Source organism: Massilia sp. Masssp94 (genome assembly GCF_059491305.1).
Genome location: NZ_CP168501.1, coordinates 42,455 through 63,756 on the forward strand (window position 1 = coordinate 42,455; position 21,302 = coordinate 63,756).

General features: G+C 68.0%; 19 protein-coding genes and 1 pseudogene. 13 read left to right on the top strand and 7 right to left on the bottom strand.

Annotated elements, in window-relative coordinates; all coding sequences use genetic code 11:
- Nucleotides 1–892 precede the first annotated feature (892 nt).
- The 7 genes and pseudogenes from ACEN9G_RS00220 to ACEN9G_RS00250 all read left to right on the top strand — a co-directional run.
- Nucleotides 893–1,330 (top strand): annotated as a pseudogene (locus tag ACEN9G_RS00220) (triple tyrosine motif-containing protein); the annotation flags it as partial.
- Nucleotides 1,331–1,493: 163 nt separating this feature from the next.
- Complete coding sequence (locus ACEN9G_RS00225; protein ID WP_495605571.1) at nt 1,494–1,841, top strand: ATP-binding protein; 348 nt, start codon at nt 1,494–1,496, stop codon at nt 1,839–1,841.
- An 86-nt stretch (nt 1,842–1,927) separates the two neighbouring features.
- The gene (locus ACEN9G_RS00230; RefSeq protein WP_483127534.1) at nt 1,928–2,800 is read left to right on the top strand and encodes an AraC family transcriptional regulator; all 873 of its coding nucleotides are present in this window, start codon (nt 1,928–1,930) and stop codon (nt 2,798–2,800) included.
- A complete protein-coding gene (locus ACEN9G_RS00235) occupies nt 2,797–3,303 on the top strand; it encodes a DUF1993 domain-containing protein (RefSeq protein ID WP_413344093.1) in 507 nt (168 codons plus the stop codon). Before ACEN9G_RS00230 ends, ACEN9G_RS00235 begins: the two co-directional genes overlap by 4 nt.
- Before the next feature lie 105 nt (nt 3,304–3,408).
- Nucleotides 3,409–5,568, top strand: a complete 2,160-nt coding sequence (gene ppk1, locus ACEN9G_RS00240) for a polyphosphate kinase 1 (RefSeq protein ID WP_413344094.1) — start codon at nt 3,409–3,411, stop codon at nt 5,566–5,568.
- The gene (locus tag ACEN9G_RS00245; RefSeq protein WP_413344095.1) at nt 5,534–6,007 is read left to right on the top strand and encodes a SixA phosphatase family protein; all 474 of its coding nucleotides are present in this window, start codon (nt 5,534–5,536) and stop codon (nt 6,005–6,007) included. Before ppk1 ends, ACEN9G_RS00245 begins: the two co-directional genes overlap by 35 nt.
- A 70-nt stretch (nt 6,008–6,077) precedes the next feature.
- Entirely contained in the window at nt 6,078–6,542 is a 465-nt protein-coding gene (locus ACEN9G_RS00250) for a GNAT family N-acetyltransferase (protein WP_413344096.1), read from the top strand.
- 25 nt (nt 6,543–6,567) lie between these two features.
- Here ACEN9G_RS00250 and ACEN9G_RS00255 read toward each other — a convergent pair whose 3' ends face one another.
- Entirely contained in the window at nt 6,568–7,782 is a 1,215-nt protein-coding gene (locus ACEN9G_RS00255) for an MFS transporter (protein WP_483127535.1), read from the bottom strand.
- 89 nt (nt 7,783–7,871) lie between these two features.
- Here ACEN9G_RS00255 and ACEN9G_RS00260 point away from each other — a divergent pair, with 89 nt between their 5' ends.
- The 4 genes from ACEN9G_RS00260 to ACEN9G_RS00275 all read left to right on the top strand — a co-directional run bounded on the left by ACEN9G_RS00260 (nt 7,872) and on the right by ACEN9G_RS00275 (nt 12,538).
- The gene (locus ACEN9G_RS00260; RefSeq protein WP_258851798.1) at nt 7,872–8,663 is read left to right on the top strand and encodes a helix-turn-helix domain-containing protein; all 792 of its coding nucleotides are present in this window, start codon (nt 7,872–7,874) and stop codon (nt 8,661–8,663) included.
- Between the two features lies 1 nt (nt 8,664).
- Nucleotides 8,665–9,798 (top strand): helix-turn-helix domain-containing protein, encoded by a 1,134-nt coding sequence (locus tag ACEN9G_RS00265; RefSeq protein WP_413344875.1) that lies wholly within the window; start codon nt 8,665–8,667, stop codon nt 9,796–9,798.
- Between the two features lie 123 nt (nt 9,799–9,921).
- Entirely contained in the window at nt 9,922–11,325 is a 1,404-nt protein-coding gene (locus ACEN9G_RS00270) for a polysaccharide deacetylase family protein (protein ID WP_483127536.1), read from the top strand.
- A 46-nt stretch (nt 11,326–11,371) separates the two neighbouring features.
- Nucleotides 11,372–12,538 carry an AraC family transcriptional regulator gene (locus ACEN9G_RS00275; RefSeq protein ID WP_413342737.1) on the top strand — a complete coding sequence of 389 codons (1,167 nt, stop codon included), beginning with the start codon at nt 11,372–11,374 and terminating at the stop codon, nt 12,536–12,538.
- On the opposite strand, the gene ACEN9G_RS00280 is transcribed toward ACEN9G_RS00275, so the two are convergent.
- The 5 genes from ACEN9G_RS00280 to ACEN9G_RS00300 all read right to left on the bottom strand — a co-directional run bounded on the left by ACEN9G_RS00280 (nt 12,471) and on the right by ACEN9G_RS00300 (nt 17,865).
- Complete coding sequence (locus tag ACEN9G_RS00280; protein WP_413342740.1) at nt 12,471–13,109, bottom strand: GNAT family N-acetyltransferase; 639 nt, start codon at nt 13,107–13,109, stop codon at nt 12,471–12,473. The genes ACEN9G_RS00275 and ACEN9G_RS00280 overlap by 68 nt on opposite strands.
- A gap of 21 nt (nt 13,110–13,130) precedes the next feature.
- On the bottom strand, nt 13,131–13,577 hold the full coding sequence (locus ACEN9G_RS00285; RefSeq protein ID WP_413342743.1) for a nuclear transport factor 2 family protein: 447 nt from the start codon (nt 13,575–13,577) through the stop codon (nt 13,131–13,133).
- Nucleotides 13,578–13,645: 68 nt separating this feature from the next.
- Complete coding sequence (locus ACEN9G_RS00290) at nt 13,646–15,097, bottom strand: Ppx/GppA phosphatase family protein (protein WP_413342745.1); 1,452 nt, start codon at nt 15,095–15,097, stop codon at nt 13,646–13,648.
- Between the two features lie 86 nt (nt 15,098–15,183).
- Nucleotides 15,184–16,872, bottom strand: a complete 1,689-nt coding sequence (locus ACEN9G_RS00295) for an alkaline phosphatase family protein (protein ID WP_413342747.1) — start codon at nt 16,870–16,872, stop codon at nt 15,184–15,186.
- An 81-nt stretch (nt 16,873–16,953) separates the two neighbouring features.
- Nucleotides 16,954–17,865, bottom strand: coding sequence for a LysR family transcriptional regulator (locus ACEN9G_RS00300; RefSeq protein ID WP_483127537.1), 912 nt, complete (start codon nt 17,863–17,865; stop codon nt 16,954–16,956).
- Nucleotides 17,866–17,977: 112 nt separating this feature from the next.
- Between ACEN9G_RS00300 and ACEN9G_RS00305 the strand changes: the two genes are divergently transcribed.
- Nucleotides 17,978–18,724, top strand: coding sequence for an SDR family oxidoreductase (locus ACEN9G_RS00305; RefSeq protein ID WP_483127538.1), 747 nt, complete (start codon nt 17,978–17,980; stop codon nt 18,722–18,724).
- A gap of 18 nt (nt 18,725–18,742) precedes the next feature.
- Here ACEN9G_RS00305 and ACEN9G_RS00310 read toward each other — a convergent pair whose 3' ends face one another.
- Nucleotides 18,743–19,762 carry a LacI family DNA-binding transcriptional regulator gene (locus ACEN9G_RS00310; RefSeq protein ID WP_413342787.1) on the bottom strand — a complete coding sequence of 340 codons (1,020 nt, stop codon included), beginning with the start codon at nt 19,760–19,762 and terminating at the stop codon, nt 18,743–18,745.
- Between the two features lie 191 nt (nt 19,763–19,953).
- Here ACEN9G_RS00310 and ACEN9G_RS00315 point away from each other — a divergent pair, with 191 nt between their 5' ends.
- Nucleotides 19,954–21,294, top strand: a complete 1,341-nt coding sequence (locus tag ACEN9G_RS00315) for a GH1 family beta-glucosidase (RefSeq protein ID WP_413342789.1) — start codon at nt 19,954–19,956, stop codon at nt 21,292–21,294.
- Nucleotides 21,295–21,302: the final 8 nt, after the last annotated feature.

A 21,302-nucleotide genomic window follows, 5' to 3' on the forward strand; every position in this document is an offset into this window, starting at 1 on the left:
CGCCACGGCCGCGGACGGCGCCCTGCTGGTGGCACGGCCCGGCGTCATCGAACGGCGCAAGGCCGGCGCCGTCACGCGCATCCCGCTCCCGCGCGACGTCCCCCTGGAAGCGATGGACGCCGGCGTGCGCACGATGCTGGACGATGGATCCGGACTGTGGGCCGGCTTTTCCTACAACCGCACGTACCGCTGGGCAGGCGGCCGCTGGCATCCCGCGCACGAGGCCGGCCTGCCCGACACACAGGCGATCAGCATGGCGCGCGGCGCCGACGGCACGTTGTGGTTCGGCTACCGCGACAGCACGGTATGGGCCCTGCGCGACGGGAAGGCGCGGCGCTACGGTGCCGCGGACGGGCTCGACGTCGGCGTGATCGGCAGCGTGGCCGACGCGGGCGGCGTCGTGCTCGCGGCCGGCGACAAGGGTCTGTCGATGCTGTCCCGCGGCCGCTTCGTCCCGGTACGGCTGGCCGATCCGCAGGCCCTGGCCGGCATCACCGGCATGCTGCTGCGCGCCGACGGCGACCTGTGGCTGAACGGCAGCCGCGGCCTCGTGCGCATCCCGGCCACGCAGTGGCGCGCGTTCCTGAAGGCGCCGGCCGGCACCATCGCCACCTACGACCTGTTCGACGCGACCGACGGCTATCCAGGCATCGCGCAGTTCCGCTCGGGGCAACCGAGCCTGATGGAGACGCCCGACGGCCGCCTGTGGCTGTACGGCACCGACGGCGCCGCCTGGATCGACCCGGCCCGCCTGCCCCGCAACCGGCTGGCGCCGCCCGTGCACATCACGAGCGTGACCGCCGGCGGGCGCACGCTCGATGCAACGGGCGGCTTGATCCTGCCGGCAGGCACGCGGGACCTGCAGATCGCCTACACGGCCCCCAGCTTCACGATGCCGGAGCGGGTCCGCTTCCGCTACAAACTGGAAGGCGTCGACGACGACTGGCGCGACGCCGGCCCGCGCCGCACGGCCTATTACACGCGCCTGGGGCCTGGCCGCTACCGCTTCGCCGTCAGCGCCGCCAACGAGGACGGCGTGTGGAACCCGACGGGGGCCGCGCTCGACGTCACGATCGCGCCCACGTTCGTGCAGGGCGCGCCGTTCAAGGCGCTGTGCGCCGCCCTCCTCGCGCTGGCGGCATGGCTGCTGTACCGTTTGCGCCTGCGCCGGGTCACGCTGCAGCTGCGCCGCCTGCTGCAGGAGCGCGCGGGCGAACGCGAACGCATCGCGCGCACCTTGCACGACACGCTGATGCAATCCGTGCAGGCCCTGTTGATGCTGTTCGAGCACGCGCGCGACCGGCTGCCGCAGGACTGCCCCGACCGCCCGCTGATCGACCGCACGCTCGAACAGGCGCGCAACGCGCTGCGCGAAGGCCGCGACGAGGTCCTCGGCCGGCGCCGTCGTCCCGCTGGGCCACATCCTCGGCGAGCAGTTCGGCGTGCGCTTCGACGTGCGCGTGGAGGGCCAGCGGCGCGCGCTGTGCCGCGACGTGGCCCAGGAGACGTGCTTCATCGCCCGCGAAGCGCTGCAGAACGCGTTCCGGCACGCGCGTGCGAGCGAGGTCGTGCTGGAGGTGGCCTACGGCGAGCAGGCGTTCGAACTGCGGGTGCGCGACGACGGCCGCGGCATCCGCGAGGCCGCCCGGCCCGGCCACTGGGGCCTCGCGGGCATGCGCGAGCGCGCCGCGGCGATCGGCGCGCGGCTCGACATCGGGCCGGGCGCCGAACGCGGGACGGTCGTCGCGCTCACGGTGCCCGCCGGCCAGGCGTACGAGCGGCCGGCGCGGCGGCCGTGGTGGCGCCGCCTCGCCGGCGGTGTCCCGGCCGGCCAGCCGTAGATATGCATATGTGTCATGGTAGCGTCGATCATGTTACGATCAGTGTCCCGTAATGACATCTGCTGCCTTTACGAACGAACGACATCATGATGACTCTCCACGACCTTCGCCACCTCGCCATGCGCCATGCCGGCACGGGCCCGGACTGCATCGTGCCCGGGCTGCGGGTGCGTTCGGTCACGGCGCCGACCCTGCCGATGAGCGGCATCGAAGAGCCGATGTTCGCGCTGATCCTGCAGGGCCGCAAGCGCTCGACGATCGGCGGGCGCACCTACGAGTATGGTCCCGGCGACTGCGTGATCGTGTCGCTGACGATGCCGTCGACGGGCCAGGTGACCCATGCCAGCGAGGCCGAGCCGTACCTCGGCGTCGCGCTCACGCTGCGCCCGGCCGAGATCGCGGGCCTGATCGTCGAAGCGGAAGCCGAGGCGCCGCCGGCCGCGGCGCCGATGGCCGTGCATGCGGCGTCCAGCCAGCTGCTGGATGCCGTCGGGCGCCTGGTGACCCTGCTCGACCACCCGGACGACGCGCGCATCCTGCGGCCGCTGCTGGAAAAGGAGATCCTGTGGCGCCTGCTGTCCGGCCCGCACGGCCCGATGCTGCGCGAGGTGGGGCTGGCCGACAGCCGCGCCTCCCGCATCGGCCGCGCGATCCGCTGGCTGCAGCAGCATTACGCGGAACCCGTCTCGACGCAGCAGCTGGAGGCGGTGAGCGGCATGAGCGCGTCGTCGCTGTTCCGCCACTTCAAGGACTTCACGTCGCTGAGCCCCCTGCAATACCAGAAACAGATCCGCCTGCACGAGGCGCGCGCCCGCCTCGCGGCCGCCAGTTGCGACGTGGCGGCCGTCGCCTACCAGGTGGGCTACGAAAGCCCGTCGCAGTTTACGCGCGAGTACAGCCGCATGTTCGGACGGCCGCCGCGCGACGATCTCCGGCGCGTGCGGGAGGCGGTCGTATGACGGTCACGCCGACCCGGCTCTTCCTGCATTACCTGGGACGACTGGACGCCCTCCTGAAGCAGGTCGAGGCGTTCGACGGGACCGTTGCGGACCGCCGCCTGCACCCGGACATGTTCCCGCTGCTGCAGCAGGCCCGGGTCGCGATCGGGTTCACCTTGCGCGCCACCTGTCCGCTGGCGGGACGCGAGATCGTCTCGTTCGGCGCCGACGCGTTGACGTTTCCCGGCGTCTTCGGCGAGCTCGAACGGACGATGGCGTACCTGGCGGCGATCCCCGATGCGGATTTCGCCGGCATGGACGCGCGGCGCGTGCGCACGACGGCCGGCTTCGCGGAGCTGGACCTGCCGGCCGCCGAGTACTATCAGATGTATGCCGTGCCCAACTTCTTTTTTCACTATTCGATGGTGTATGCGATCGCGCGCCAGGGCGGCGTGCCGGTCGGGAAATCCGGGTTCGACGGCTATCACCGTTATCCCGCCGGTTTTACATTCGACGCTGTGTGACGGGCCATGCATTGTGACGGGGCGACGCTGTCGAGCGTTCTCTGTCACAATGTTGTCATAATCGGCTTCTACACTCCGTTGTCACGAGTGAAATATTCCCGAAAAATGGATATGAAGTTAAAAACGGACGAGGCACTTGCCGCGCTTCCGCCCGATAGCCCACACCTGTTCCTCAACCGCGAACTGTCGCTGCTCGAATTCAATCGCCGCGTGCTCGAAAACGCGGAAGATCCGTCCGTCCCGCTGCTCGAACGCCTGCGCTTCCTGACGATCGTCTCCAGCAACCTGGACGAATTCTTCGAGGTCCGCGTCGCCAGCCTGCTCGCCCAGCACCAGGCGCACGGCGGCCCGGAGCCCGGCCAGGCCGACCTGGACGGCGCCGCCGACGAATGCCGCCAGATCATCGCGCGCCAGTACGCGCTGCTGAACGACCAGATCCTGCCGCAGCTGTCCGCGAACGGCATCCACCTGCTGCGCCGCTCGGACCGCAACGCGGCGCAGAAGGCGTGGGTCAAGCAGTACTTCGACAAGGAGGTGCGCCCGCTGCTCACGCCGGTCGGCCTCGACCCCGCGCACCCGTTCCCGCGCGTGATCAACAAGAGCCTGAACTTCATCGTCGAACTGGCCGGCAAGGATGCGTTCGGGCGCGGCACCGGCATCGCGATCATGAAGGCGCCGCGCGTGCTGCCGCGGCTGATCCGCCTGCCGGACGAACTGTCCGACAAGCCTGGCGCGTCCTACTGCCTGCTCACGTCCGTGATCCAGGCCCACATGGCGGACCTGTTCACGGGGCGCGAGGTGGTGTCGTACTCGCAGTTCCGCGTCACCCGCAACAGCGACCTGTGGGTGGACGAGGAAGAAGTGAAAAACCTGCGCCAGGCGCTGCAAAGCGAACTCCATAGCCGCAACTACGGTTTCGCCGTGCGCCTGGAAGTCGCGCGCGGCTGCCCGAAGCACCTGGCCGACTTCCTGCTCGACCAGTTCTCGATCGACCGCTCGCGCCTGTTCACGGTGGACGGCCCCGTCAACATGGGCCGCCTGCTGGAAATCGCCAACAGCAACGCCCGTCCGGACCTCAAGTTCACGCCGTATGCGCCGGGCTTCCCGGCCAAGCTCGTGAATGCGCACGACACCTTCTCCGTGCTGCGCAAGCAGGACATCCTGCTGCACCATCCGTACCAGTCGTTCCAGCCCGTGATCGAATTCGTGCGCTGCGCCGCGGCCGATCCGAACGTCGTCGCGATCAAGCAGACGATCTACCGCGCCGGCTCGAACTCCGAGCTGATGGATTCGCTGATCAACGCGGCGCTGCGCGGCAAGGAAGTCACCGTCATCGTCGAACTGATGGCGCGCTTCGACGAAGAGGCGAACATCAACTGGGCCGAGCGGCTGGAAGAAGCCGGCGCCCAGGTCGTGTACGGCGTCGTCGGCCTCAAGACGCACGCGAAGATGGCGCTCGTGCTGCGCCGCGAACCGGACGGCCTGCGCCGCTACGCCCACCTCGGCACGGGCAACTACAACCCGACGACGGCGCGCTTCTACACGGACTTCGGCCTGCTCACGTCGGACGAGGAGCTCACCGCGGACGTCAACGAGGTGTTCATCCACCTCACGAGCATGACGCGGCCCACGCAGCTGTCGGCGATGTGGCTGGCGCCGTTCACGCTGCAGAAGGAAATCGTCAAGGCGATCCGCCAGGAAGCGGCGATCGCGCGCGAAGGCAAGCCGGCGCGCATCATCGCCAAGATGAATTCGCTGACCGACGAATCCGTGATCCGCGCCCTGTACGAAGCGTCCGCGGACGGCGTGCGCATCGACCTGATCGTGCGCGGCGCGTGCTCGCTGCGGCCCGGCGTGCCGGGGCTGTCGGAGAACATCCGCGTGCGCTCGATCGTCGGCCGCTTCCTCGAACACACGCGCGTCTACTACTTCCGCAATAATCTCAAGAACGACATCTACCTGGGCAGCGCGGACTGGATGAACCGCAACCTGTTCCGCCGGGTCGAAGTGGCTTTCCCCGTCCGCTCGCCGGCGCTCAAGAAGCGCGTGCTGCGCGAGGGCCTGCAAGTCTATTTGAAGGACAACGTCAATGCCTGGGAACTGGGCAGCGACGGCCGCTACAAGCGCCGCAAGGCCCGCGGCAGCCAGGCGGCCTTCAGCGCCCAGCAATTCCTGATGGAGACGCTGGGCGCGCAAAGCACCGCCCACGGACATAACAAGGAGAACGACCATGGAACTGATCCTGTGGCGCCACGCCGAGGCTGAGCCGCACGTGCCCGACCGCCAGGGCGATCAGTTGCGCGAGCTGACCGCCAAGGGTGCGCGCCACGCGTCGCGCGTGGGCGCATGGCTCGACCGCCAGTTGCCGTCGCACTGCCGCATCCTGTCCAGCCCCGCTGCGCGCTGCGTGCAGACGGCGCAGGCGCTGGGCCGCAAGTTCATCACCGTGGAAGCGCTGAACACGGATTCGTCGGCGGAGCGCATCCTGGAAGCGGCCGGCTGGCCGGACAACAAGAATCCAGTCGTCGTGGTCGGGCACCAGCCGCTGCTCGGCCAGGTGGCGTCGCTGATCTTTGCCGGGACCGCGCAGGACTGGAAGATCCGCAAGGCCAGCGTGTTCTGGATTGCCAGCAAGGGCGAGGAGGATCCGGCGCCGTTCGTCAGGCTGGCGGTGGGGCCGGATATCGTGGGCAAGCTGCGCTGATGGCGCGGTCGGTTCGGGCATAATATTGCTGGAATTAAACCAGACGCCCGATCCCATTCCCATGGCACACATGACCGATATCCGACGCGCCCGTTTTCCCGACGATCTCGATGCCGTCGTCGCCATTTTTCGCGAATACATCGGCAGCACCAGCGTCAGCCTCGATTTCCAGGACTACGAAGAGGAACTGGCCGACCTGCCCGGCAAATACGACGCGCCGACAGGCGGACTGTTCCTCGCCGTTCACGCCGGTGCCGTCGTTGGTTGCGCCGGCTTCCGCGCAGTGGACGACGAGACTTGCGAGATGAAACGCGTGTATGTCCGCCCCGTCGCGCGCGGGCAGGACCTGGGGCGCCGGCTGGTCGAGCGCATCCTGGACGAAGGACGCGCGGCCGGCTACCGCCGTATCTGCCTCGATGTCCTGCCGGAGTTCGAAACCGCCCGGCGGCTGTACGAGTCGCTGGGCTTCGTGCCGGCCCCACCCGTGACCTTCAATCCCGTTGCCGGAACCCGGTTTCTCGGCATGGATTTATAGATCGCGGCGACGGCGCGTGAACGCCTCACGCATTCTGCAGCCGCGCACTCCGCGTCCCGCCACCCACGCCCACCGCCGTGACGATCGCCAGCGCCTGGAACAACGCGATCCCCGCGAACAGCCAGCCCGGATGCCCCGCATCCATCACGAGCCCGAACAGCGCGGGCCCCACGGACAGCCCGGCATCGAGCCCCGAATACACGATCCCATACACCCGCCCCGTCGCATTCTTCGGCGCCGCCGCGCGGATCATCAGGTCGCGCGACGGTCCCGCGATACCGGAGAAGAAGCCGACGAGCGCCATCAGCGGCAACGCGAGCCAGCCGGGCACGACGGCCACGCCCAGCAGCAGCGCCAGCGCGGCGGCCACGGCGAAGGCGATCGCCACCGTGCGGTCGTGGTCCTGCCGCCCGGCCCCGACAAACCCGCCGAGCAGCATCCCGCCCGCCGACGCCAGCATGTAGGCGGTGTACGACCCCGTCGCCAGCTCGCGCGAGATGCCGTACAGCTGCATCAGGCCGATAGACGCAAAGGCCTGGATGCCGCCCAGCGCCACGGCCGTCAGGAAGAAGAACGCGAAGCACATCCACACGGCCCGCAGGCGCAGGAACGACAAGGTGCCCTCGCCGGCCGCAGGTGCCGCGGCAACGACCGGCTTGGGTTCGGGGGCCAGCCGCGCGCGGTTCAGGACCAGGATGGCCAGCACCGCGAACGGCAGGATCGCCGCGCAGGCCAGCGCCATGCGCCAGCTGGAGAACGCCGCGACCGTCGTCATGAACAGGGGCGCCGCGGCCCAGCCGATGTTGCCGCTGATGCCGTGCACGGAAAAGCCGTGCGCGAGCCGGGCGCGCGAGACGCGCTGGTTCAGCAGCGTGTAGTCGGCAGGATGAAAAATGCTGTTGCCGACGCCGGCCAGCAGCGCGCCCCCCATCAGCGCCGCATAGCTGCCGGCGACGGACAGCACGAGGGCCGAGACGCCCAGCATCGTCATGCCGAAGAACAGCACGCTGCGCGCGCCGACCTTGTCGACGACGAAGCCGGCCAGCGCCTGGCCGACGCCCGACACGACGAAGAACGCCGTCAGCAGCAGGCCCAGTTCCGCGTAACTGAGGCCGAACGCGGGCTTCAGCCAGGGGAACAGCGCGGCCAGGATCAGGTGATAGAAATGCGACGTGCCGTGGGCGAGGCCCACCAGGGCGATCACGCGCGCGTCGGCGCGCAGGGTGCTGTCTTGTGACATATTTACTCCAGACGAAAACGCCAGTGTAGGCAAATGGACCACGGCTGAATTACGATAGCAGGACAACTTCTATCGAGAATCGGACATCCGTGAGCATCCCCGTCGTCCACCATACGCAGCCGTTCCCCGACTGCTTCGATCCCACGCCGGCGCGGCCCGTCACCCTGACGGCGCGCGACCTGGAGGCGGCCGACAACGTCGCGCCCCACACGCATACCTTCGGCCAGCTGACGTATGCGCGCGAAGGCGTGATCCGCCTGACGGCCGCCGGCAGCAGCTGGATCGTGCCGCCGTCGCGCGCGATCTGGACGGCGCCCGGCGTCGTGCACGAGGTCACCGTGCTCGAACCCGTGCGCCTGCGCCCCGTGCGCATCCACGCCGCGCGCTCGCCGTTTCCCGGCGAGGATTGCCGCGTGCTGGAAGTATCGACCCTGCTGCGCGAGCTGATCCTCGCACTGGAACAACTGCCGCAGCTGGAGCCCTCGCCGCGCGCGACGCTCCTGTCCGAACTGATGCTGGACGAGCTGGCGCGCTCGCCCGCGCTGCCGATCCGCGTGCCCCTGCCGCGCGACAAGCGCCTGCAAAGCCTGTGCGAACGCCTGCTCGATGAACCCGGCGCCACGCACACGCTGGCCGACTGGGCGCGCCAGGTGGGCGCGTCCGAACGCACGCTGGCGCGGTTGTTCGAGCGGGAACTGGGCATGAGTTTCACCGAATGGCGCCAGCAGGTGCGCCTCGCGCACGCGGCGCCGCTGATCGCGCGCGGGATGCCGCTGTCACGCGTGGCGGAGGAACTGGGCTATACGAGCCAGTCCGCGTTTTCGCACATGTTCAGGAAGACGTTCGGCTGTTCGCCGTCGGCGTTTTTCGCGCAGCGCTGACGTGCAGCACTTCTACAGGAAGGCCCTCGGCGCGTTCGTGCTGCTGCTGGCCGCCGACGCGCTGATCGCGGGTTTCTGCATCCATCGCAGCGCGCCATCCGCGTCGCTCCTGCCGCGGGATCGCACGGCGCCGCACTGGCACGCCGCCGCCATCACGGACGCCCCGTTCGGCGGCGCGTCGACGGTACGCATCCAGGAGGCCACGCGGCAATCGCTCCGGTTCGACTTCAAGGTATCGGACGCCATCCCGCATCCTTGGGCGTGGGCGGCGCTGCAGTTCGACGGGACGGCGGATCTGTCGAGGTACTCGACCGTTTCTTTCCTCGCGAAATGCACGCCCGCCAATTCGCTGATCCTCAACATCACCGTGGTCGACGAAGGTGTCGCCAAGCCCGCCATGACTTTCTTTTCCTGCAACGAAGAGGGCATGCCGGTCTCGCTGGATCTTACGCGCCTGGCCATTCCGGAGTGGTGGTACGACGCCCAACATGTCGACCTTGCGCGCCGCTCCTACCAGCTGGATCGGGTGGCAAAACTCGAATTCGGCGCGAGCCAGTACAGCCCGCGCGAGCTCGATTCGCATGTCGAGATCAGCGGTCTCACGCTGCATGGCCGCGACGACCGCTACCTCGTCGCGCTGGCGGTGATCCTGGTGGCCGGCTGGACCGCCTTCGGCATCGGATTCTTCCGCGCGCAGTCGCGCGCCCTCGGGGCGACGGTGGCGGCCCGGCTCAGGAAGGATCTGTCGTTCGTGGCATACCGCCAGTTGACCGTCGAACGGTTCGAGGACAAGGCAAAGGCCGACATCCTGCGCTTCATCGCCACCCATTACGCGCAGGCCGGACTGGACCTGGACGCCGTCGCCGCCGGCACGGGCGCGACCCGCGGCAAGGTCAATGACGTGCTCAAGACGGAACTCGGCATGTCGTTCGCCGGCTATCTGAAAAAGCTGAGGCTGACCGAAGCGGCCAGACTGCTGACCGACCAGGCCGGTGCGACCGTGGCGGAAATCGCGTATTCGGTCGGCTATGCCAACAGTTCGTATTTCAACAAGGTGTTCAAGGAAGAGTACGGGTGTTCCCCCAGGGAATTCAGGAAGCTGGCAAGCCGACTGAATACGCCTTCAGGCCACTAAAACAATCTGCAGAAATTCATGCAAATTTCTGCATCCGCTGGAATTTTCCGCAATAAGCGTTAGAGGCCCGCCGTGTGGATGCCTACGATTGGGGACCGAGAACAACGATTGGAGGAGCCCATCTTGAACAGGAAGTACCACATCCGAGCCGCCATCCCTGCCCTGCTCGCGGCATGTTTGTCAGGTTGCAGCGGGGGCAGCGGGGTCATCAACGCGCCCGACGCGCAGGCGGGCGCCAGCGGCGCGGCCGCGGCCGCCCCCGTCCTGTCGGTGCCGGCCAGCCTGGGCGTCCACGAAGGCTTGACCGCGACCTTCCTGCTCCCGACGGCGACCGTCGCCGGCGGGCGTACCGCCACGTGGTCCATCGCCGGCAGCGACGCGGCGCGCTTCAGGATCGATCCCGCGACCGGCGCCCTCTCGTTCCGCCAGGCGCCGGACACCGCGCATCCCGGCGACGCCGATGGCCACAACGACTACGACCTGAGCGTGCAGGTCAGCGATGGCCAGCGCACCAGCCAGGCCCCGCTGAAGGTACAAGTGCTTCCCTGGAACGACGGCGGCGCGGCCGGGCTGCCGCTGCCGCTCGCGGCGAGCGACGTGGCCCGCCCCGGCGGCACGACGGGCCAGCCCGGGCTGCGCGTGCTCGACTGGGCCGGCTTCAAGGCCGCCCTGTCCTATACCTTCGACGACTCGCAGCCGTCGCAGATCGATCACTATCCGGACCTGAGCGCGCAGCGCGTCCGCGTCACCTATTACGTCAATCCGGTCGCCAACTGGTATCCCAACTACGACGCCACGTGGAAGGACGCGGTCGCGCAGGGTTCGGAAATCGGCAACCACACGACGCACCACTGCCGGGCCGCGGAACTGACCGACAACGATCCCAATACCTGCCCGGCAAGCCTGGGCAGCGCCGGGGCCGAGTTCGACGACACCAGCGTCTACATCCGCACGAAGCTCGGACAGTCCGCCGTCTGGACGTCCGCCTACCCGTTCGGCGACACGGACTACAAGGCCGCGGCCGCATCGCGCTTCCTCGTCTCGCGCGGCGTGTGGCCGGGCATGGTGGCAGCCGGCACGGGCAGCGACGCGCAGAACCTGCCGCTCGCCGAGTTCCCCAGCGACGCGTCCAAATTCGACACCGCCGCGAGCCAGGGCCGCTGGATGATCTATCTGTTCCACACGCTGCTGCCCACCACGCAGGACTGGGGCGGCGGCGTGGACATCGGCGCGGTCACCGGCAACATGGCCCACGCCAGGGCGCTGGGCACGGTATGGATCGACAGCGTGGTCAACATCGGCGCCTACTGGCGCGGCCAGCAGTTGCTGCAGGCGGCCACGCCCACGGCCAGTGCCGGCGTGACGACCTGGCGCTGGACGCTGCCGGCCAACTTCCCGTCGGGCCGCAAGCTGCGCGTCGTGGTGAACGGCGGCACGCTGTCGCAGAACGGCAAGTCCCTGGCCTGGGATCGCCGCGGCTACTACGAGGTGTCGCTGGATGCGCAGTCGCTGAGCTGGACGCAGTGACGCGTATACAATGATTCCCCCGCGCGGGGAATCACTACATAGGCCCATGCAAGAGTTCTACAAGAAAGCGCTGGTGGCGCTCATCCTCGTCCTGGTGGCCGATGCGCTGGCCGCCTGGTTCTGCATCCGCCAAAGCCACCCGTCCGCCTCGCTCATTCCCAGGGAACGAGGCGGCGTGCACTGGCGCCCGGACGTCATCACGGACGCCATCCTGGGCGGCACGTCGACCATTCGCATCCTGGAACCGGGCCGCGCTGCGCTTCGCTTCGACTTCCGGGTCACGCCCGCCGCCAGTTATCCCTACGTGGCGGCCGAAATGCTGCTGGAAGATGGCCAGGCCAAGGCGGGGCCGGTGGACTTGTCGAAGTACACCACCGTCACGTTCGTCGCCAGATGCGCGCCCGCCAATTCACTGCTGTTCAGCCTGTCCACGTTCGACCCGGCCATCTCGACGCCGGGCCTGTTTCATACCTACCCGTCGCCACAAACCTACTTCTCCTGCAGCGAGCAGGGCACGCCGGTGTCGCTGGACCTGACCCGCCTGACGATTCCGCCGTGGTGGTTCCAGACGTCGAAGGTCGACCCGGCGCGCCAGTCCTACGATCTGGGGCAGGTCGGCAGATTCGTATTCGGCGTCACGCAGAAGAGCCCGCGCGACACCGATTCCAGGGTCGAGATCGGCGAATTCACGCTGCACGGCCACGACGAGCGCTACGCTGTCGCGCTGGCGGTCATCTCGGTGATCGGCTGGGGCGCGTTCGCCGTCTGGTTCTTGCGGGGACACTCGCGGGCGCTCGTCGCCAGCCTGCAGTCGCAACTGAAAATCGACAGGCAGTTCGTCGCCTACCGGCAGCTGACCCTGGAACCGTTCAGGGACAAGGAACAGGCCGCCATCCTGCACTACATCGGCACCCATTACATGAACCCCGACCTGGACATGGGCACGGTGACCGCGCGCATCGGCGCGGACCGCGAAAAGATCAACGAGATCCTGAAGTCGGAGCTCGGCATGACCTTCACGGCCTACGTCAATCAATTGCGGCTGACGGAAGCGGCGCGGCTGCTGACCGAGCAGGCCGGCACGCCCATCGCGGACATCGCGTTTGCCGTCGGTTATGCGAACGTCTCGTATTTCAACAAGCTGTTCAAGGAAGAATATGGCTGCACGCCCGGGGCGTTCCGGAGCCATGGCACCCGTGTGAGGTCTGGCTGACGCCGAGCCGCCGCTCCAGGCCCGCCCGGACGTCCGGCCAGTCGAGGTCGGTGATCGCGAACAGCACGCTGTCGCGCACATGCCCGGTCCAGGTGACTCTTTCGCGCCGCAGCACGCCTTCGCGCACGGCGCCCAGTTTCGCGATGGCGGCCTGGCTGCGCACATTGCGTGCATCCGTCAGCAGCTCGACGCGGCGCATGCCGCTCGCGAACGCGTGCGCCAGCATCAGGTATTTCGCTTCCGCATTGACGGACGTGGAGCGCACGTCCGGATGGATGAACGTGCCGCCGATTTCCACGGTCTGGCGCGAGGACTTGATGTTCAGGAAGCTGGTGGTGCCGACGACGGCACCGCTCGCGACGGCGCGGATGGCGTAGGCGATCCAGCCGCCCTGCGCCACCTGCGCGTTGAGACTGTCCCAGAAGCCGTCGAAGCCGTCGCCCTGCCCGTTGATCGCGAACAGCTGCCACGCGTCGGGGTCGCAATCGAGCGCGCCGCGCACGGGTGCGCGGAGCGTCTCGTCAAAAGGTTCGAGCCGCACGTGGCGGCCTGCGAGGGGGACGGGGTTCATGTCCCCCATGATAGCAGAGCGTTAATGAACTGACGGCTGCGGCGGGGTGATGCCCGCGCCGGCACCCCGCGGCTGGTAGGCCTGCGCGGCCTGGTGGGTATCGTCGTATTCCTTGAAGCTGGCGATCTTGCCGCCGGCGACGCGGAAGATGTGGCACCAGTCGCCGCTGAACTCGGCGCCGGTGGCCTTGACGACGAACGTGCCGTGGCCCTGCACGACCACCTGGTCATCCTGGGCGATGAAGCGGTCCGGCTGGAATTCGCGCGGTTCCTGGCACTCGGCCAGGATGCGGAAGAAGTCGGCCATCTCGCTCACGCCATGGCGTTTGCCGCTGAACGGAATGCCTTCCACTTCGGGCAGCTCCCAGTCGATGTCCTGCGCAGCCAGGCCGAGCAGCGTTGGGATGTCGCCCCTGCCGTACGCGTCGTACGCCTGCTTGATCAGGCTGATGTTGGCTTGCTCGTTCATGATCCTCTCCCTGAAAGTCGATGATCGGACTTTCAGTATCGCTTCCGCACCGGGGATTTCAAGGGTGGTCAGGTGGTCACGCTGAACGGCACGCCCACGTCGTTCCACGCGTCCGCCTCTTTCTCGAACCAGGCGGCGACCGTCGGGTGCTGGCGCAGCCAGCCGCGCGGCGTCTCGATGTCGATGCGGCCCTTCATGCGCAGGCGGACGGCGTCCACGTCGCCATCCACGCGCGCGTGCATGAACACGGCGGCCAGGCGCAATGCGAGCACCGCCTTGGCCAGGTCGGGTACGCCCAATACCTCCCTCACCTTGCGCAGGTTGCCCTTTTGGCCCAGCACGATGAGGCTCATCAGCCGCTGCTCGCGCGCCGTGAAACCGGGCAGGTCGGCGTGTTCGACGATGTAGGCCGCATGCTTGTGCGCGCCCGAGTGCGAGACGGCCTGCCCCACCTCGTGCAGCATGGCGCTGCGCAGCAGGTGGTGGACGACGGCTTCGTCCTGCGGCGCCAGCTTGTCGAACAGGGTCTTCGCGATGGCCGCCGTGCGCGCGGCGCGCTGCGCGTCGACGCCGAAGCGGCGCATGCAGTCCTGGATGGCCAGGTCGCGGCGGTCGTGGCGGTTGGCGCGCAGTTCGAGGTCGGACAGCACCCCGAGGCGCAGGCCGGCGTTAATCGCTGTCATGGCGGCCACCCCCAGCTCCTGCATCACGCCGATCAGGATCGACAGGCCGCCCGTCATCACGATCACGCGCTCGCGTTTCACGCCCGGCAGGTCGAACGCGTCGACGTGGCCGAGCTCGATCAGCCTGTCGCGCAGCGCGAACAGGCTCGCCAGCGACATCGTGCCGTCGCCGATCCGGTTGCGCGAGATGACCTCGCTGATCGCGCGCATCGTGCCCGACGAGCCGTAGACCGCATCCCAGCCATGCTGGCGGTACTGGCCGGCCAGGTCTTCGAACTGGGCACGCGCCGCGTTGACGGCCGTCTCGAACGCGTCCGCGCTGATGTGGCCACCGCGGAAATACGTGGCGCTCTGCGGATGCGTGCCGGTGCTGAACGACTCGACGATGCGGATGTCGTCGCCATCCGCCGCAATGACTTCCGTCGAGCCGCCGCCGATGTCGATGACGAGCCGCCGCTCGGTGCGCCGGCCCAATGCGCGTGCGACGCCCATGTAGATCAGGCGCCCTTCTTCCTCGCCGGAGATGATCTCGATCGGATAGCCGATCGCCTCTTCCAGGCGCGGCAGCACGGCCTCCGCATTGGTGGCCACGCGCATCGTGTTGGTCGCGACGACGCGCACCGCATCCAGCCGGAACTGGCGCAGGATGCCGCTGAAGTCGCGCAGGGTGCGCAGCGCGGTCTCGACCGCCGCCTCCGACAGCGCATTGTCCGGGCCGAGGCCGGCCGCGAGGCGGATCGGGTCGCGCGCCGTGCGCACGATGTGGATCTGGCCCGCGATGGGCTCGCCGATGTGCAGGCGGAAGGAGTTTGAGCCGAGGTCGACTGCTGCGTACATGGATGGGCTCGCGTTGAGTGGCGTTGACGGCAGTATAGCGGCCCCCGACGCTCCCGCGTCTCCCGTTACGTCTTCAGGGAACGCCATCAACGCAGCGCCTCCTTCAGCACGCGCCCTTCCGCGCCCGCCGGACGGCGTACATGCAGGATCTGCGCCAGCGTCGGGGCGATGTCGACGACTTCCGCATAACCTGGCTGTTCGCCCGGCCGGATCCACCGTTTGCCCATGACCAGCAGGGGCACCGACGTGTCGTACTGCCACGGCGTGCCATGGCTCGCGCCCGACGAGCCGCTGCCGAAGATCGTGTACGGCGTCGTCACGACCAGCAGGTCGCCGGACAGCTGGCTGTTCCACGCCCGCTGCATCAGCGTGCCGAGACGCGATTTCGCGGCGACGCCCTGCTCCAGCTGCGTGCGCGTGAAGACTTCCGAGATGCCCGGCTGCGTCAGCAGGAACCTGGCGGCGGCGTTTTCCACGTCGGCACGGACAAGGCCGCGGCGCGCGATCGCCTCGTCGTCCAGGTGCACGTCGGGCAGCAGCGATGTCTTGACGAGCTTCGCGCCGCCGAAGCGCTCGGCCAGCGCGGCGTTCAGGTTTTCGAGCAGGGTCTTCGGATTCACGCGCAGCGCGTCCGCATGCTGCGTGCGCGCGAACTCGGCCGTGTTGGCGAAGCCGTGGTCGGCCGTCAGCACGACGAGGACGTTGTCCAGGCCGACGCGCTTGTCGAGAAACGCGAAGAATTCGCCGATCTTGCGGTCGATCTGCTGCAGGTGGTCGTGCGACATGCGGCTTTCCGGACCGTACGCGTGATTCACGTAATCGTGGCCGGAGAGACTCACGCCCAGCAGGTCCGGCGCGCCGGTCGGATTGCGGCCTAGCTGCTCGCCGTCGACGGCGGCCTCCGCGAACTCGAGGGTCAGTTCATCCACGGCCGGGCTCACCTTCAACCGGCCGTAATAGTCGGCGGCCGGCTTGCCGCTCTCGCTGTAGAACATGAAAGGAAATCGGTTCGGGTTGGACGTCGTCGCCTCCGGATACGGGGCGTCGTCCGCGTAGGCCTTGTCGTCCAGCAGCGGCTTCCACGACTTCGCATAGTAGCGGTCCTGCGGTTTCGAAGCGCGGAAGCGTTCGACCCAGGCCGGATGCTTGTCCATGTAATAGGTGCTGCTGGCAAAGTCACCCGTCTTGTCCATGAACATGTACGCGGTGCCCGTCTTGCCCGCGAGCAGGATCGCGCCGCGGTCCTTGCCGGAGACGGTCACGACCTTGCTGCGGTTGCCGGTGGCATAGCGCAACTGGTCGCCGAGCGTGTCCACGCGCAGGTTCGCGGGCGACGTGCCGTCGTGCGGGTCCGTCTCTTCGTCGATGTAGTGGTAACGGGTGTCCTCGGTGCAATAGACCTGCTTGCCGTTCGAATCGATCCAGTTGTTGCCGATGATGCCGTGCCGGTACGGGTACGCGCCCGTCAGCACGGCCGAGTGGCCGATGGCCGTCACCGTGATCCCGTGCGCCTGGTGCGCATCCGTGAACGACGCGCCCTGCTCCAGCAGCCGGCGCAGGCCGCCGGGGCCGAACTGGTCGCGGTAGCGCTGGACCTGCTCGGCCGGCAGGCCGTCGATGACCATCACGACGACCAGCTTCGGCGGCTTCACCTGCGCGGCGGCCTGGCCGGATCCGGCCGGCTTGTCGGCGCCCGCCGCGGGGGCCAATGCGGGCAGCCACAGCGCGGAACAGGTGATCAGGGTGAGCGAAGTCTTCAGCCAGGACGGTCTCATGCGGTCGGTCTTTCTGTCGGGTTGCTGGTGATTGGCAATCGTACATTGTATTAAGGCCAGATGTCAGTTCCGTGACAGCCGTCAGCCCGCGAAGTGCGCCGCCAGCCCCTGCTCCCGAAAACGCTCGACGACGAAATCCACGAACACGCGCGTCTTGGCGGGCAGCAGCCGCCGGTTCGAATAGTAGAGGAACAGCGGGCCCGTCTCCGCATACCAGTCCGGGAGAATCCGCACGAGGCGCCCGTCCGCCAGCAGCGGCCCCGCGTGCGGCGCGGGCAACAGCGCGATGCCGAGACCGGCGGCGGCCGCATGCGCCATCGCCTCCGGATCGTCCAGCACGGCCACGGGGCGCGGATCGTAAGGCGCCACGCGGCCCGTGTCGTCGCGCAGCGTGAGTACCTGCAGCCGGCCCGTGCGGATCGAGCGGCGCGCGATGCCATCGTGCGCGGCCAGGTCGTCCGGGTGCGCGGGCGTGCCGCGCCGGGCCAGGTAGTCGGGCGACGCCGCGAGCACGATGCGCACCCGCGCCAGCTCGCGCGCGACGACGCCCTGCGGCAGCTCGACACCGCCGCCGATCGCGACGTCGAACCCTTCCGCGATCAGGTCGACCTGGCGGTTATCGAAGTGCAGGTCGGGCAGCACATCGGGATAGCGGCGGCGGAATTCCGCCAGCATCGGCACGAAATGCATGCGTCCGACGGCCGGCGCCATCGCCACCTTCAGCGGCCCCGCAGCGCGGTTGGCGCCCTGGCGCACGACGGCCATCGCGTCCTGGATGCGGTGCCAGGGTTCGGCCACCTCGCGCAACAACTGCTCGCCCTCCTCCGTCAGACTCAACTTGCGCGTGCTGCGCCGGAACAGGCGCACGCCCAGGTTCGCCTCGAGCCGGGCCACGTTCTTGCTGACGCCGGCCGGCGTGAGCCCGAGGCGCCGCGCAGCCGCCGAAAAGCCGCCGTCCTCGGCGCTGTAGATAAAGGAATCCAGATGCTCCATGGCCGACCTTTAACTAAGGGTTGAAAGTCTTGTGCTTTTTGACCGGCTAGTTTGAACCGGGAGTTGGAATGATACTGCAGACATCAACCACCCCAACCGAATGGAGAGCATCATGGCAAACACGAACCTGAAAGACAAAGTCGCCTTCGTCACCGGCGGATCGCGCGGCATCGGCGCGGCCATCGTGGAGCGTCTCGCCCGCGACGGCGCGGCGGTCGCCTTCACGTACCAGTCGTCGGACGCCGCCGCGCAGGCGCTGGCCGGACGCATCGAAGCCGCGGGCGGCCGCGCCCTCGCCCTGCGCGCCGACGTGGCCGATGCGCAGGCGCTCGCCGCCGCCATCGACACGGCCGCCGCGAAATTCGGCCGGCTGGACATCGTCGTCAACAACGCGGGCGTCTTCCTCGGCGGCCACGTGACGGAATTCCCGCTCGCCGACTTCGACAAGACCGTCGCCGTGAACGTGCGCGCCGTGTTCGCCGCGGCGCAGGCCGCCGTGCGCCACCTGCCGGATGGCGGCCGCATCATCAACATCGGCAGCACGAACGCGCTGCGCATGCCGTTCGCCGGCGGCGCGGTCTACGCGATGAGCAAGTCGGCCCTCACCGGCCTCGTAAAAGGCCTGGCGCGCGACCTGGGGCCGCGCGGCATCACCGTCAACAACGTGCTGCCGGGGCCCGTCGACACGGACATGAATCCGGCCGACACGGATTTCGGCAAGTCGCTGCACGGCTTCATGGCCCTGCCGCGCCATGGCCGGCCGGAAGAAGTCGCGGCAATGGTCGCGTGGCTGGCGAGCCCGGAAGCGAGCTTCGTCACGGGGTCGGACCTGGCGGTCGACGGCGGCTTCGCGGCGTGACATTGCCCAGAACCGGGGTCAGTCGACGCGCTTGACGGACTCGCGCACGACGAGGTTCAGCTGCGGCACCTCGATGTCGAGCATCTCGTGCCCGATCATCTTGACGATCGCGCGGCCCAGGCATTTGCCCACGTCGAACAGCGGCTGGCGCACGGTCGTCAGCGGCGGGGTCGTGTACATCGAGCTGTGCAGGTCGTCGAAGCCGATCACGGAGATGTCTTCCGGTACGCGGATGCCGCGCCGGTACAGCGCCAGCCGGGCGCCGTACGCGGTCAGGTCGTTCGCGCAGAAGATCGCGGAAAAGCGCTGGCCCGATTCCAGCAGGCGCTCGACGGCCAGCAGGCCGCTCGACTCCTGGAAGTCGCCGCCGACGATCAGCTGCTGCTGTTCCTTGATGCCGTGCTTCGCCAGCGTGTCGCGGTAGCCGGCCAGGCGGGCCAGCGCATCCTGGTGGTCGGACGGGCCGGTGATGAACGCGATGTTGCGGTGGCCCTGGTCGAGCAGATAGCTCACCGCCTCGCACGCGCCCCAATAGTTATCCAGGCAGAAACCGTACGCGCGCGGCGAGCTCAGGTCGCGGCCGAAGGCGACGATGGGCACGCGCTGCGACAGTTTCAGGATCTGCGCATCCTTCAATTTGCCGCTCAGGATGACGAGGCCGTCCACGCGGCGCGCGATCAGGAGCTCGATGCGCTCGGCCTCCTCGTCCGCATGCCAGTGGCCGGACACGATCAGCGGCGCGTAGCCCGTGCCCTGCAGGGCCTCGTCGATGCCGGCCATGGCGTCGGCGAAGTAGCCCGACACGAGCGACTGCGTCAGGACCCCGATCGTGCGCGAGCTGCCCGTCTTGAGGTTCTGGGCCAGCACGTTGGGCTTGTAATTGAGCTTTTCGATGACGCTTTCGATGGCCTGGCGCTTTTCCTCCGACACCTTGGCGGTGCCGTTCAGGAAGCGCGAGACCGTCGCCGCGGACACGCCCGCCACACGGGCGACCTCGTGGACCGTGACCATCGGCGAACTGCTGGAATCCTTTTTCATGCGTTTCGGCCTGGATCTTTACACGGCGGCTGCCGCGAAGCTCGTGAATATACACCAGACATGCCCGTTTGACATGTAGCATTGATGCTTGGAAGGAAAAAATGGTGTTGACACCCTGCCGATGACGCATGTACGATGAAATCGATTTCAAGCGAATTCCAAGTTCATTCTCATAACGACTACAACGCGCCATGACCGACTCCATCCGTTTTCCTTCCAATTTCACGTGGGGCGTCGCCACCAGCGCCTTCCAGATCGAAGGCGCCTTTGACGCCGACGGCAAGGGCCCTTCGATCTGGGATACGTTCTCGCACGATCCGGCCAACATCATCGACGGCAGCAACGGCGACGTCGCGTGCGACCACTACAACCGCTACCGCGACGACGTGGCGATGATGGCGTCGCTGGGCGTGAACGCCTACCGCTTCTCGATGGCGTGGGCGCGCGTGCAGCCGACCGGCAAGGGCGCATGGAATGAACCGGGCTTCGATTTCTACACGCGCCTGCTGGACGCGCTGGACGAAAAAGGCATCGTCGCGCACATCACGCTGTACCACTGGGACCTGCCGCAGGGCCTGCAGGACGACGGCGGCTGGATGTCGCGCGACACCGCGCACCGCTTCGCCGACTACGCGGCCGAAGTGGCGCGCCGCTTCGGCAACCGCGTGGCCAGCATCGCCACGCACAACGAGCCGTGGTGCACGGCGAACCTCGGCTACGGCAACGGCCAGTTCGCGCCGGGCGTCGCGGATAAAAAACAGGCGATCCAGGTGTCGCACCACCTGCTGCTGTCGCACGGCCTGGCCATGCAGGCGATGCGCGCGGTGAATCCCACCTGCCAGCTCGGCATCGTGCTGAACCAGTGGACCGCGGTACCGGCCACCGACACGGAAGCCGACCGCCGCCTGGCCGCACTGGAATGGGCCAATTCGATCGAGTGGTTCATGGACCCGATCTTCAAGCGCCGCTATCCCGCCCTGTCGCTGGAAGCGCATGGCGCGAACGCGCCGGTCGTGCATGCGGGCGACTTCGACATCATCGCCCAGCCGCTCGACTTCCTGGGCGTGAACTACTACCGCCGCGAAGTCATGAGCGCGGAAGTCCCGCCGCGCAAGCCGGAAGGTGGCCTGGGCTTCACCGACATGGGCTGGGAAATCTACCCGCAGGGCCTCACGGACCTGCTCGTGCAGCTGAAACAGGAGTACCCGGACCTGCCGCCGGTGTACATTACGGAAAACGGCATGGCCGCGGTCGACAGCGTCGGCGCCGACGGCCAGGTCAACGACACCCAGCGCGTGGAATACGTCCGCACCCACCTCGAGGCCCTGAAGGCCGCGATGGACGCGGGCGTGGACGTGCGCGGCTACTTCCTGTGGAGCCTGATGGACAATTTTGAATGGAATTCCGGCTATGAGAAGCGGTTCGGCATCGTGTATGTCGACTACGCGACCCAGCAGCGCATCCCGAAAGCGAGCGCGCTGTGGTACCGCGACTTCATCGCCGGACAGCGCGCCGCATTGCGCGCAGCCTGACCCCCACC